Genomic DNA, 12,833 nt, shown 5'->3' with positions numbered 1-12,833 from the left:
GCCGATGATCGAGGTGAAAGCGATGCAACGGCGGCCGAGGCAAGCAGCCGCGAGAAAGATCATGATGAAGAGATCGACACAAAGCCTGAGCGGCATCGACGTCGATGTCGCCGCTCGCGCCTTATGAGGCGAGCATCAGGTCCATATTCTGGACGGCGGCGCCCGAGGCGCCCTTGCCGAGATTGTCGAGCAGCGCCACGAGGTTTACCTGCGAAGCGCCTGAGGTGCCGAAGACGAAGAGCTTCATCGTGTCCTTGCCTTCGAGCTCGACGGCGTTGACGCGGGGCAGGGCCTTGCTTTCGGTCAGCGGCACGACACTGACGATATCCTGGCCGGCATAATGGGCGACGAGTGCGGCATGGATGCTTTCCATCGTCGTGCCCTCGGCGAGATCGTCGAGATGCAGTGGTACCTGCACGATCATGCCCTGCGCGAACTTACCGACCGACGGCGAGAAGATCGGCGCGCGGTCGAGCAGGCCGTGCACGGTCATCTCGGGCACGTGTTTGTGGGTGAGCGGCAGGCCATAGAGGAAATGCGGCGAGGTGATCGCATCCGGGTGATCCGGGTTTTCCATCTGCGCGATCATCTGCTTGCCGCCGCCGGTATAGCCGGAGACCGCGTTGACCGTGACCGGATAGCCGTCGGGCAGAATGCCGGCGGCGCGCAGCGGCCGGATGAGGCCGATCGCTCCGGTGGGATAGCAGCCGGGGTTGGCGACGAAACGGGCGGCCTTGATCCTGTCGGCCTGCGCGCCGTCCATCTCGGCAAAGCCATAGGCCCAGCCGGGATTGACGCGGAAGGCGGTCGAGGTGTCGATGACGCGCACATTGTTGTTGGCCGAAACCATCTGCACCGCTTCCTTCGACGCATCGTCGGGCAGGCAGAGAATGGCGATGTCGGCGCTGTTCAGCATGTCCTCGCGCATGGCGGCGTTGCGCCGCTCGGCTTCGGGTATGGACAGAAGCTCGACATCGCGGCGGCCGGCCATGCGCGTGCGGATCTGCAGACCCGTCGTGCCGTGTTCGCCGTCGATGAAGATTTTCGGTGCCATGTTAAACCTGCGCTTTCAATGGGTTCTGAAGGTTTCCGGATTCAGTTTGAGGATGATAGGTCAGCCTTGTGACACGGCGATGGCGCGTCGCTCAGCATGAAGACCCAGCATATACATCGCCACCGTTGCCCCCGCAATGGCGGTGATATCAGCATGATCGTAGGGCGGCGACACCTCAACGACATCGGCGCCGCGGATATCGAGCTGGTGCAGGCGCTGCAGTACCGAGAGGATCTTGGCGCTCGACGGTCCGCCGGCAACCGGCGTGCCGGTGCCCGGCGCAAAGGCCGGATCGAGGCAATCGATATCGAAAGTGAGATAGGCCGGCGCCCCGCGTGTGTGGGAGATGATCGCCGAGGCGATATCGCTGGCGCTCATCTCCTCGACCTGATGACCGTAGAGAATGTTGACGCCGCAATCCTCCGGCGCATGGGTGCGGATGCCGATCTGGATCGAGCGGTCGGGATCGATGATGCCCTCGCGGGCGGCCCGCGCCACGAATGAGCCATGGTCGATGCGGCGTTCCTCGTCGAACCAGGTGTCCTGGTGCGCGTCGAACTGCACGAGCGCCAGCGGCCCATGTTTTGCCACATGGGCTTTCAGCAGCGGCCAGGTGACGTAATGATCGCCGCCGAGCGTCAGCAGGAAGGCGCCACTGTCGAGGATGACATTCGCCTGTCGTTCGATAGCGGCTGGCGTGTCCTGATGATTGCCATAATCGAGCAGGCAATCGCCGTAGTCGATCACGGCCATTTCGGCGAAGAGATCACGGTGGAAGGGATATTGCGCATCATTGTCGAAGATCGCCGAGGCGCGCCGGATCGCTTGCGGCCCGAAACGTGTGCCCGGCCTGTTCGATGTCGCGGCATCGAAGGGAATACCCCAGACGGCAACGTCGACGCCGGCGAGTTCCTTGGTGAAGCGGCGGCGCATGAAGGACAGGGCGCCGGCAAATGTCGGGTCGCTGGCAGCGGAGGTGAGGCTGGTCGCCGTGAAGGCGTGGTCAATCGATCTGTTCGCCAAGTCATGCTCCTTTTTTCGGTCGCAAAACCGTAGTCGCGTTCGATGCGGACGCTGCATTGCATGATCGCCGTTGACGTGAGGGTGCCAGGCGGCGGTTCTCTCGCGAAGGAACTGGCCGATCCCCTGCGCGCAGAAAGGGGTAGGCGAGGTGCGTACAGATTTCAAGCGATCGTTCGGACGACGGCCGCTCGTTATCGTCGAGCGACCTTCATTTGCTCGTCTGCCTATCGGGCCGGCTCCGGCAGGCACCACAATCCAGCTAGCGTCGTCAGCGCGGTCGCACAGACATAGGCCGCGAGCGGCCAGGCGCTGTCGCCGCCGAGCAGAAGCACGAAGAAAGTTCCGGCAACTCCGACGATGATGCTCTCGACGCAGCAATAAAGCGCGACCGCCGTTCCTGCCGTGTCGCCAAAGGCGTCGAGCGCGCCGTTGGCGGTGACCGCGGTCGCAAGGACGATGCCGATCGCGATGATCCACATCGGCACGACGAAGCTGACCAGGGAAGGCTGCAGAAACAACTCTCCGAAGATAAGCAGCATAGCGCCGGAAAGCAGCACGGCCATGCCTCTGGCAAGGCTGCCTGCAATGCCCCAGCGCATGACGAAGTGTTTGGCAAAACGCGCCGTCACGATCATTACCAGCGCCACCGTGGCAAAGACGAAGCTGAAGGCGATGCCGGAGAATCCGGCTTTATCGATCAAGATGCGGGGTGCTGTCGAGAAGAAGACGAAGAAGGCGCCCATCGCTGTACTGAAGCCCACTGTATAAACCCAGAAGGGTAAGCTTGTAAGGATCGGGCGGAGAGCGATCTTTGCAGTGGCGGCGGGGCGGGTTTCATGCCACCGCATGCCGGCATTGAAAAGGGCGGCAACCGAAAGGAGGCCGATGACGAGGAAGATGGCGCGCCAACCGAAGCGATCGGCGATCAGGGCTCCGGCGATCGGAGCTAATGCAGGCACGAAGGAGAGGATGGAGCCGAGAAGGCCATAAATCGTGCTGCTTTCGGGACGCCCGGCATAGACGTCGCGCACTGTTGCGAAAGTTGCAACCAGTGTCGCCGACGCACCGATGGCTTGCGCCAATCTCAACACTACAAAGATTGGTGCTGACGAGGAGATGGCAAGCAGGAAGGATGAAGCGGCAAAGAGTGCCGCGCCTCCGAGCAGGACAGGCCGTCGTCCGACAATATCGGAAATCGGCCCGAAGACGATCTGCCCGGCGCCGAGCACGAGCATGTATAGGCTGAGGGTCAGTTGGATGACGGCCGGCGATGTACCGAGCGCCTCCGGCATGACAGGCACGATCGGCAGATAGATATCCACGGCAAGCGAAGCCAGGATGTCGAACGGTGCCATCAGCAACAAGGCTGCCGGCAGGGAATAGGTCCAGGGCTGGATTTTGGGATAGGACATGGGAAAGAACCCGCTCAAATGATTTCATTCGGCGGCGATCTGTCTCTTCATCAGTATCGGGATTGGCCGGACAGACGCCGCAACAACAGGGCAAAGTTGTTGCGGCCTATTTGTCTGCGGACTTGGTTATTCCCATGATTCGACCCTTGAATGTGGCCTCGCTTATTCCTGAAGCGTTTTGCCAAGTTTCTACCAGCAGAACCGGAATGCGACAATGGCATGCCGGCACGCTTCCAATTGGCTTAACAGAGCAAAACAAAAAGGCCGGGTTGCCCCGGCCTTCGTAAATCCTGTCTGTCCGAAGCGATTAACGCTTGGAGAACTGGAACGAGCGGCGGGCCTTTGCCTTACCGTACTTCTTGCGTTCGACGACGCGGCTGTCGCGGGTCAGGAAGCCGCCCTTCTTCAGCACCGCGCGCAGGCCCGGTTCGAAGTAGGTGAGCGCCTTGGACACGCCATGGCGAACGGCACCGGCCTGGCCGGAGAGGCCGCCGCCGGCAACGGTTGCGATGATGTCGAACTGGCCGTCACGGGCAGCCGCGACGATCGGCTGGCGCAGGATCATCTGCAGCACCGGACGTGCGAAATATTCCGCGAATTCCTTGCCGTTGACGATGATCTTGCCGGAGCCCGGCTTGACCCAGACGCGGGCGACGGCGTTCTTGCGCTTGCCGGTCGCGTAGGAGCGGCCGAGCGAATCGACCTTGCGGACGTGGGCCGGAGCAGCAGCTTCGGAAGCCGTGCCGAGATCCTTCAGGGAGGAGAGGTCAGCCATATCAGGCGCTCCTTACGTTCTTTTTGTTGAGCGCGGCAACGTCGAGGGCGACCGGCTGCTGGGCTTCATGGGGATGGTTGGAGCCGGCGTAAACGCGCAGATTCTTCATCTGGCGACGGCCGAGCGGGCCACGCGGAACCATGCGTTCGACGGCCTTTTCGAGGACGCGCTCCGGGAAGCGGCCTTCGATGATCTGGCGTGCGCTGCGTTCCTTGATGCCGCCGGCATAACCGGTGTGCCAGTAGTAGACCTTGTCGGAATACTTCTTGCCGGTGAAAACGACCTTTTCGGCATTGATGACGATGACGTTGTCGCCGTCGTCAACGTGAGGCGTGAAGGTTGCCTTGTGCTTGCCGCGCAGGCGCATAGCGATGATGGAAGCGAGACGGCCAACGACCAGCCCTTCGGCGTCGATGATCACCCACTTCTTCTCCACCTCTGCAGGCTTCTGGGAGAAGGTTGCCATAGTGAATACTCTCTTTTGGGACCCTTGGCCCGAAGGCTTGAAGGGCGTTTCTTGTTGCTTGGATTGGCACGCTCGAGGCATGCCAAAAAGAAAGCAGCCCGGATAGGCTGCGTTCTGGCGCGGTGTATAAAGGGAATACGACATGGGGTCAATATCGACTTTCCCGAGGTTTGGAAAAAAAATAAAGCAAAAACAATTAGTTAGATATATGGTATTATAATACCTCATATTTGTCGAGGTCCCAGGCTGCTGCGCCGGACGTTTTTGGCGTCGCCTCTGCCGGTTTGACGTAACGTCCGACGGTCGAAAGCAGCTCTCAACCTTTGAACGCGCGCAGGCATTTCATCATTTCGCGAAGGCCGCGTGTCAGATGTTTGTCCCGGCGTAGAACCATGCCGAGGCGGCGCGTCAGCCGCGGGTTCAGCGATGATGTCGTCACGAGGCCGGCGCGGTCGCGCTTCAGCGCCAGCCCCGGCAGGATCGACCAGCCAAGTCCCACAGCCACCAGCTCCTTGATCGCCTCGATACTGCCAAACTCCATCGCAGGTCGGATCCTGGTATCCGGGGCGGCTAACCACGCGTCGATTGCGCGCCTGGTATTGCCGCCTTCATAGAGCAGCAGCGTCCTGTCGCGCATGAATGCGGCGTCCGGTCCCTCTTCGGGCATGAGGCTGCCGGCGGGGGCGACGGCCAGCAATTCCTCTTCGTAGAACGGTTCGATCTCGAAGTTCCGTCCCGATGCCGGCAGGGCAACGACGGCGATGTCGAGGCTGTTGGCTTCCAGTTCGTGCAGAATGTCGTCGGCATCGCCGATGCGCACGGTGATTTCGAGCCCGGGCATGCGTTTTCTGGCGGCAGCAATGGCGCGAGGAAGCAGATGGATCGACGCCGTGCCGCCGCTGCCGATGCGCACGCGGCCGCTCGCACCATCTCTGTACGGCACCATCGCTTCTTCCGCGGCGGCCGATTCCTGAAGTAGCCGCCTTGCATGCGCGAGCAGGTCGAGGCCTGCAGCGGTCGGCTGTGCTCGCCGTCCGACGCGCTCGATCAGCCGGACGCCGAGCCGCTGTTCGAGCCCCTTGACCTGCAGGCTGACGGCCGGTTGCGTCAGGCCTTCCTTGTCGGCCGCAGCCGTAAAGCTTCCGAGATCGGCAACATTGACGAAGGTGGCAAGCTGATCAAGATTGAGAGGCATACCAAAGAAATCCTTATGCATATTATAATATCAATAAGCTTCTCTCGCGGCATTTTCCAGCGCATCTTTCACCCGTTCAAGAAAGGAAGAAGCGATGGCTCTGGAATTGAGCGAGATCTTCGAAACACCTCGCGATATCGTTCGGTCGAGAATTCGCTGGATGGCGCGATGGAGCCGGCGGCTGCTGATGACGGTCGAACATCACCTCGAAAAGCGCCGCAGCCGTCGCACGCTTTCGGAACTCACCGACGACGAGCTTTGCGATGTCGGTCTGACCCGTGCGCAGGCGAGGGCCGAGACATCGAAGTCGTGGTTCTGGTCCTGACTTCAGCGGCCAAGGCGGGGTGCGGATCCTGCTCGAAATTGCCGGCGCCTTGTGGCAAAACGTCTGCCTGAATCGAGCGCAGGGAGCAGCATCATAGCCGAAATCGTATCTTTCCCGGACGCAGCCAGAGCGGAAGAGGGCGGATTGTTGATCCGCTCGCTGCGCGACGGCGTGCTGCGGTTGGTGCTCAACAACCCACCGGCGAATGTGTTTTCGATCGCACTTCTCGAAGCGCTGATGGGCGAGCTGGAGACGGCCGAGGCGGAGCCGGATGTACGCGTCGTCGTCATCGCCTCGACCGGTAACGTCTTTTCCGCCGGGCATGATCTCAAGGAACTCACGACCCATCGCGCCGATGAAGATCAGGGTGCCGATTTCTTCGAAAAGACTTTTCGGCTCGCTGCCGATCTGATGCTCAAGATCGCGCATCTGCCGAAGCCTGTCATCGCCGAGATCGACGGGCTTGCAACGGCTGCGGGCTGCCAGCTCGTTGCCTCCTGCGATCTGGCGATCTGCACGGATAGTTCGACATTCTGCACGCCGGGCGTCAATATCGGCCTGTTTTGTTCGACGCCGATGGTGGCCGTTTCCCGTGCCGCGCACCGCAAGCAGGCGATGGAGATGCTGCTGACCGGCGAGACGATCGACGCCTCAACTGCCAAGGATTTCGGCCTCGTCAACCGTATCGTGCCCAAGCAATATCTGGCGCAGGTGGTTTCCAAATATGCGGCTGTGATCGCCAGCAAGTCACCGCTGACGCTGAAGATTGGCAAGGAAGCCTTCAACCGGCAGCTCGAACTGCCAGTGGAGGCGGCATATGATTATACCGCCAGGGTGATGGTCCAGAACATGCTGACGCAGGATGCTCAGGAAGGGATCGGTGCCTTCCTCGGCAAGCGCAAGCCGGACTGGAAGGGCGAGTGACTACGCCAGTTTCAAAATCAGCCCGCCGATGGCGATGACGACGCCGGCGACGTAGCGCCAGATGCTGGCTTTTTCCTTGAAGACGGTGATCGAGATCACCAGCGCAAAGAGGATCGCGGTTTCCCGCAGCGCTGCGACGGTCGCGACCGGGGCTTTCGTCATCGCCCAGAGTGCCAGCCCATAGGAGGCGATCGAGCCGGCGCCGCCGATGAGGCCGCGCCACCAGTTGCGACGAACGTGACGCACGACGGCGACAGTGCCGCGTTGCGAAACCGCCCAGGAAAACAGTAGGACGGGTGGCAGCAGCGACATCCACAAAGTGTAGGAAACCGCATTGCCGGAGATACGCGCGCCGATGCCGTCGACATAGGTGTAGCTGGCGATGACACAGGCATTGGCAAGCGACAGCATGACGGCGCGGCTGCTGCCGCGCCGTGCCTCCAGAGCGAGCGTGAGGACGCCGGCGCAAATCGTCATCGTGCCGGCAAGGGCGCCGCTGGAAAGATTTTCCTTCAGGATGAAACCGCTTGTCGCGGCGATCAGTAGCGGTGCGCAGCCGCGCATCAGCGGATAGACGAGACCGATATCGCCGGCCCGGTAGGCGGCGGCGACCAACTGGAAATAAGCGAACTGCAGGATGGCAGAGGCGCCGATGAACGGCCAGGCCGAGGCGTGCGGCAACGGCAGGAACGCCAGGAAAGGCAACGCCGAAACAGCGCCGCCGGCAGAGATCAGCGCCGCATCCAGGGATTTATCACTCCCCGCCTTGACGATGGCGTTCCATGTCGCGTGCAGCAGTGCGCCGAAGAGAACGAGCAGGATGACGTCGAGAGGCAAGGGAGTAAATCCGGAAAGGATGACAGGAAGCGGAATACGTCTCGCCTTCGGCGTTTCAAATTCCTGAAAAGACAACTGGGATTTGCACGAAAATGTACGGCTGCGGTCGCTTATGCGTTCATATGTCGAATAGCATCCTTCCACTATGTGAACAATGGCGGGGCATTGGAGCAATTTTTACGTGCGCGCGACATGCGTTCAATCCGCGCGATCCTTTCAACTATGAGATGTTTCTAATGGATGGAAGAACAAAGAGCGGAATTACCACGAACAAAAAGAGAAAATATCTACAGGAGCGAGGGAGCCGATTATTCTATGCTGCTGAAATATAGATATTATTCTATAGCTTTGACATAGGGGGAAATTGAAGCTTCCGATTGTGCAATCTTCAAGAAATCGCAGCGCACAATTGAGCCAAAACCTTTCGCAAACGCGAAAGACGTACAGTTTCGGCGGCTGTCATGACGTTGAAAACATCAAAGCTGATGATGCGGAACGAAGAGCATCCCGTCAAGGTTGTCCATGCTCTGGCAGTTCAGGACCTGGCAGCGCGGATTGTCCTTTGAGGGGATATGCGTCCATTCCGCATAGTCGGTCGCGTCGCAATAATTGCTATTGCGGACATAGCGATCGTAGAGCGGCAAGCCACGGGGAGATTGGTAGCGGAAGATGACGGCGCCCTGATTGTGGATGGCGGCGCGCACGCTGGCACAGCTCATGGTGAGCGGATTGTAGCGCGAGATCGCCAGCGCCGGCGATGCGGCGAGCACGAGCATGAGGGCAAGAGCGATTTTTTTCATCGAATCATCCTCAGGGAGTATCCATTCATATATACGGAAAAGATGCCCAGCCGGTTTCACGGAAACGCAAAAAAACTGCGCGCCGTGGCGAAGGGCTTTCGGGAGTGGAGAAACGGATATGAATCACGACGTCTACACGGATGATTACCTGGCCGGAATTCTGCATTCGGTAAAGACCATCGCGCTGACCGGCGCCTCACCCAATCCGGCCCGGCCGAGCAACGGCGTCATGGGCTATCTGTTGTCGCGCGGCTACGAGGTCATTCCTGTCAATCCGGGGCAGGCGGGCAAACAGATCCAGGGCCGTACCGTGTATGCCCGGCTCGCCGACGTTCCCATGCCGATCGACATGGTCGACGTATTTCGCGCTTCCGAATATCTGGACGGAGTCGTCGAGGAGGCGCTGGCGCTGAGGCCGCTGCCGAAGATCATCTGGTCTCAACTTGGTGTCCGCGACGATGCGGCAGCGGCAAAGGCGGAGGCCGCCGGCATCAAGGTGGTGATGAACCGCTGCCCCGCGATCGAATATCCTCGTCTCATTGCCTGAGTTGCGGTTCGCGGAGACGGATTTTCCACGGAACGCCCATGGGTTGAAACGGATCGCGATTAACTTTCGTTCGCGAGAGGCTATGATCCCTCCCGTCAGCAATAACGGGAGGACGACATGGCCAAGAATGATCCGGGATTCAACACGTTGGCGATCCACGCCGGCGCGCAGCCCGACCCGGCGACCGGCGCGCGGGTAACGCCGATCTACCAGACGACCGCTTTCGTCTTCAATGATTCCGATCATGCCGCCGCCCTCTTCGGTCTGCAGGCTTTCGGCAACATCTACACCCGCATCATGAACCCGACACAGGCCGTGCTCGAGGAGCGCGTCGCAGCGCTCGAGGGCGGCACGGCCGCCCTTGCCGTCGCCTCCGGCCATGCGGCGCAGGTGATCGTCTTCCACAATATCATGCGTCCTGGCGAGAATTTCATCGCTGCCCGCCAGCTCTACGGCGGCTCGATCAACCAGTTCGGCCACGCCTTCGAGAATTTCGGCTGGCAGGTGCGCTGGGCCGATGCCGCCGATCCGGCAAGCTTCGAAAGCCAGATCGACGACAAGACGCGCGGCATCTTCATCGAGAGCCTGGCCAATCCCGGCGGCACCTTCGTCGATATCGCTGCCATCGCCGACGTCGCGCATCGCCACGGCCTGCCGCTGATCGTCGACAATACGATGGCGACACCCTATTTCATCCGTCCGATCGAGCATGGCGCCGACATCGTCGTGCATTCACTGACGAAGTTTCTTGGCGGCCACGGCAACTCGATGGGTGGCCTCATCGTCGACGGCGGCACCTTCGACTGGTCGAAATCCGGCAATTACCCGATGCTGTCGAGCCCGCGGCCGGAATATAACGGCATGGTCCTGCACGCGACCTTCGGCAATTTCGCCTTTGCGATCGCTGCCCGCGTGCTCGGCCTGCGCGATCTCGGGCCGGCGATCTCGCCCTTCAACGCCTTCCTGATCCTGACCGGCATCGAGACGCTGCCGCTCAGGATGCAGCGCCACAGCGACAATGCGATCGCCGTCGCGAAGTGGCTGAAGGCGCACAGCAAGATCGCCTGGGTCAATTATGCCGGTCTCGACGACGACCCGAACCATGCCTTGCAGCAGCGCTACTCGCCGAAGGGCGCAGGCTCCGTCTTCACCTTTGGCGTCAAGGGCGGCTATGAGGCGGGCAAGACGCTGGTCGAGGGGCTGGAGCTCTTTTCCCATCTTGCCAATATCGGCGACACCCGTTCGCTCGTCATCCATCCGGCCTCGACGACGCACCGGCAGTTGACCGACGAGCAGCGGATCGCTGCCGGCGCCGGCCCCGACGTGGTACGCCTTTCCGTCGGCATCGAAGACGTCAAGGACATCATCGCCGATCTTGAACAGGCGCTCTCGAAGATCTGATGCGGTTCGTCACATACCTCTGACACGTACGTCAGTTCCTTTGACAACTTTTTTAAACTGGTTGCAATGATTCGGCCGCCGAGAAACCCCTGAAAACAGGGCGTTTTCGGCGGCCGAATCTTCAAAAAATCGACCTTGCGAAATTTTTTTTGGTTGTGCTCAACGGCGGTTTTGTTAACGCCTGCACCGAGATCGAGGTGGCAAATCTGCGCTGGAGAAGCGCCGACAAAGGGGCCACTTATCGGGGTCGTCTCCAAAAGCGCTCGAAAGGAGCCGTGAAAAATAAAGAACTCGGTGTGTCTCGTGCGAAACGCACGGGAGCGCTACCGTGCCGACATCACGAGGGCTGTCATCGCTTTTTCAAGACCTCGCGGTCCTGCTGAATGGAAGACGTCGATCTCGGACCGACAATTCGCTTATAAACGGCAGCCAAGGGTTACACTTGTTGGTTTTCAAAACAGACGAACGGGCTCGAGTGTCTGAAGTAATCTTACCGTTTGTGGAGCGAGTTTAGTTTTATCGACGGTTCGTCCTCTGTAGCAGCGTCCACCAAGATATAATGTCAAATGGCCACAGTCGTCCGAATCGCCAGAAAACAGTCTTTCGTAGACACGAACAGCGCCAAGGGTGTGTCTTGTCGGCCCGATGTGGTCAAGCCGATCCATCAGAAGGCAATGCCGGTCCTGCTCCTAACGAAGGAGGAAACGGATGTCTGGATTCGTACGCACTGGAAGGAAGCGAAGACGCTCGCCCGGCCACTGGTGAACGACCAGATTATGGTGACATCACGCGAGCCCTATGGTCGACCATTGTCTCCGGTGTCGCAGGCAGACGAGCTTTAGCAATCGTAGCCTATGCTTTGCAGGCCCACGACGTGATCTCGCACGGGCAACGCTACGCTGACAGGCGAGTAGCAGTTTGAAATGAGGAACCCTATGCTCGGCGCGCCGCTCTAAGGCTGCGTTCGATCGGCGTTGCAGCGTCGGCCTTGGTATTGAACCTGAAACGCCCCTCGTCGAGATAGATTGCTGGGCCAGCGCGTAGCTGCTTCCGATGACGACCGCTCCCGGTGCGAGAGCCAGCCATCTCCGTCGCACGGCAGGCAGGCGGAGGCCAGGGCCTGCCGTCGCCATCGCAGCGTCTTCCTCAGACATGACCACGACAGCATCTGGAGCCAGATCACGCCAGCGGATAGACGGCGCATATCCGCCTTTCGGGATGTCTATCAGGATCGGGTCGTTTTGACCCTGCAACGAGGTAGTATCGCTCCAGTATCCGACGCAGCCGTCCGGCCTCGATGCGCACAACCGGGCGCGAACCCCGCGCCGCGTTTGAACACTGGAATAGCCGTTGATACGGTCTGCGCGACCTCCTCCATCACATAGATGAAAAATGCGACGCTTCGACCCGATGGAGGGAATTCAGGACTTCTGACGATGCGGTCGAGCTGAGCGCGTATTTCTTCGGGACTGGAAGCAGGACGCGGCGAGGCAGCGGCGGCTCCTGGCGGCAATTCGTTCTGCACGGCCTTGCACCTCACGCGCTCTTGAGGGACTTTCTACCACAGATTTCATTACCTTCGTCAGATGTAACTTGCTGCAGATGTCGACCGCCGTCCACGTACCTACACCACTCAAGTTCTTACCTACCCGAAGTTCCGCCATCCAAGAAATGGCTTCGAACATAGCGTCCCGTACCACCAACTACCCCGTATGTTACCGTTACATACTTGCGCATTCGCGATGCACGGTCACGATGAGTAGCTCCGTGTCCTGAGTCAGCATGACAGAGCCGCTGGATGATAGGTCTGCAACCGAGGGAACATCATGACGGCGCTTAGAAGAACGGTCTCGTTACTCGCAGCCGCGGATGGCTCTATCACGATCTATTTCGGCCCCGATCAGCCGAAATACGTCAAGCGAGGCAACTGGGTGCAGACGGTTCCCGGCAAGGGCTGGTTCACGATCCTGCGGCTCTACAGCCCGCTCGAACCCTTCTTCACGAAGGAATGGCGTCCAACCGAAATCGAGCTTGTCCGCTGAACTTCCAATGACGACTGCAAACCTCAACTCAT

13 protein-coding genes and 1 pseudogene are annotated in these 12,833 nt (G+C 60.0%); 6 read left to right on the top strand and 8 right to left on the bottom strand.

The annotated features are described in order from the left end of the window. Positions 1 to 121 precede the first annotated feature (121 nt). The 6 genes from argC to BS629_RS14280 all read right to left on the bottom strand — a co-directional run bounded on the left by argC (position 122) and on the right by BS629_RS14280 (position 5,925). Positions 122 to 1,054: an N-acetyl-gamma-glutamyl-phosphate reductase gene (gene argC, locus BS629_RS14305; protein ID WP_018241558.1), complete on the bottom strand. Its 933-nt coding sequence runs from the start codon at positions 1,052 to 1,054 to the stop codon at positions 122 to 124. Positions 1,055 to 1,114: 60 nt separating this feature from the next. After that, on the bottom strand, positions 1,115 to 2,077 hold the full coding sequence (gene speB / locus BS629_RS14300) for an agmatinase (protein WP_018241559.1): 963 nt from the start codon (positions 2,075 to 2,077) through the stop codon (positions 1,115 to 1,117). Positions 2,078 to 2,301: 224 nt separating this feature from the next. After that, complete coding sequence (gene cml / locus BS629_RS14295; protein ID WP_077988282.1) at positions 2,302 to 3,489, bottom strand: CmlA/FloR family chloramphenicol efflux MFS transporter; 1,188 nt, start codon at positions 3,487 to 3,489, stop codon at positions 2,302 to 2,304. A 307-nt stretch (positions 3,490 to 3,796) separates the two neighbouring features. Next, positions 3,797 to 4,264 (bottom strand): 30S ribosomal protein S9, encoded by a 468-nt coding sequence (rpsI, locus tag BS629_RS14290; protein WP_018241561.1) that lies wholly within the window; start codon positions 4,262 to 4,264, stop codon positions 3,797 to 3,799. 1 nt (position 4,265) lies between these two features. Continuing rightward, positions 4,266 to 4,730 (bottom strand): 50S ribosomal protein L13, encoded by a 465-nt coding sequence (gene rplM, locus BS629_RS14285; RefSeq protein ID WP_003558420.1) that lies wholly within the window; start codon positions 4,728 to 4,730, stop codon positions 4,266 to 4,268. Positions 4,731 to 5,046: 316 nt separating this feature from the next. Next, positions 5,047 to 5,925, bottom strand: a complete 879-nt coding sequence (locus BS629_RS14280) for a LysR family transcriptional regulator (protein ID WP_032980260.1) — start codon at positions 5,923 to 5,925, stop codon at positions 5,047 to 5,049. Positions 5,926 to 6,019: 94 nt separating this feature from the next. Between BS629_RS14280 and BS629_RS14275 the strand changes: the two genes are divergently transcribed. Together BS629_RS14275 and BS629_RS14270 are read left to right on the top strand one after the other, a co-directional pair. Next, positions 6,020 to 6,250 carry a DUF1127 domain-containing protein gene (locus BS629_RS14275; RefSeq protein ID WP_018241563.1) on the top strand — a complete coding sequence of 77 codons (231 nt, stop codon included), beginning with the start codon at positions 6,020 to 6,022 and terminating at the stop codon, positions 6,248 to 6,250. A 93-nt stretch (positions 6,251 to 6,343) separates the two neighbouring features. Next, entirely contained in the window at positions 6,344 to 7,174 is an 831-nt protein-coding gene (locus tag BS629_RS14270; protein ID WP_026188357.1) for an enoyl-CoA hydratase, read from the top strand. Here BS629_RS14270 and BS629_RS14265 read toward each other — a convergent pair whose 3' ends face one another. Together BS629_RS14265 and BS629_RS14260 are read right to left on the bottom strand one after the other, a co-directional pair. After that, entirely contained in the window at positions 7,175 to 8,011 is an 837-nt protein-coding gene (locus tag BS629_RS14265; RefSeq protein WP_026188358.1) for an EamA family transporter, read from the bottom strand. A gap of 476 nt (positions 8,012 to 8,487) precedes the next feature. Beyond that, a complete protein-coding gene (locus tag BS629_RS14260; RefSeq protein WP_018241566.1) occupies positions 8,488 to 8,811 on the bottom strand; it encodes a hypothetical protein in 324 nt (107 codons plus the stop codon). 118 nt (positions 8,812 to 8,929) lie between these two features. Here BS629_RS14260 and BS629_RS14255 point away from each other — a divergent pair, with 118 nt between their 5' ends. The 4 genes and pseudogenes from BS629_RS14255 (at position 8,930) to BS629_RS14240 (ending at position 12,801) form a co-directional block, all read left to right on the top strand. After that, entirely contained in the window at positions 8,930 to 9,358 is a 429-nt protein-coding gene (locus tag BS629_RS14255) for a CoA-binding protein (protein WP_018241567.1), read from the top strand. A gap of 117 nt (positions 9,359 to 9,475) precedes the next feature. Further along, entirely contained in the window at positions 9,476 to 10,759 is a 1,284-nt protein-coding gene (locus tag BS629_RS14250) for an O-acetylhomoserine aminocarboxypropyltransferase (RefSeq protein ID WP_017993606.1), read from the top strand. Between the two features lie 644 nt (positions 10,760 to 11,403). Beyond that, positions 11,404 to 11,601 (top strand): annotated as a pseudogene (locus BS629_RS14245) (hypothetical protein); the annotation flags it as partial. Positions 11,602 to 12,582: 981 nt separating this feature from the next. Continuing rightward, the gene (locus tag BS629_RS14240) at positions 12,583 to 12,801 is read left to right on the top strand and encodes a DUF1214 domain-containing protein (protein ID WP_280806749.1); all 219 of its coding nucleotides are present in this window, start codon (positions 12,583 to 12,585) and stop codon (positions 12,799 to 12,801) included. Positions 12,802 to 12,833 lie beyond the last annotated feature (32 nt).

The organism is Rhizobium leguminosarum bv. viciae USDA 2370 (assembly GCF_002008365.1).
In the GTDB taxonomy this organism is placed as follows: Bacteria; Pseudomonadota; Alphaproteobacteria; order Rhizobiales; family Rhizobiaceae; genus Rhizobium; species Rhizobium leguminosarum.
The sequence above is the reverse complement of the archived record's forward strand: the minus strand, read 5'-3'. Positions and strand labels throughout refer to the sequence as shown.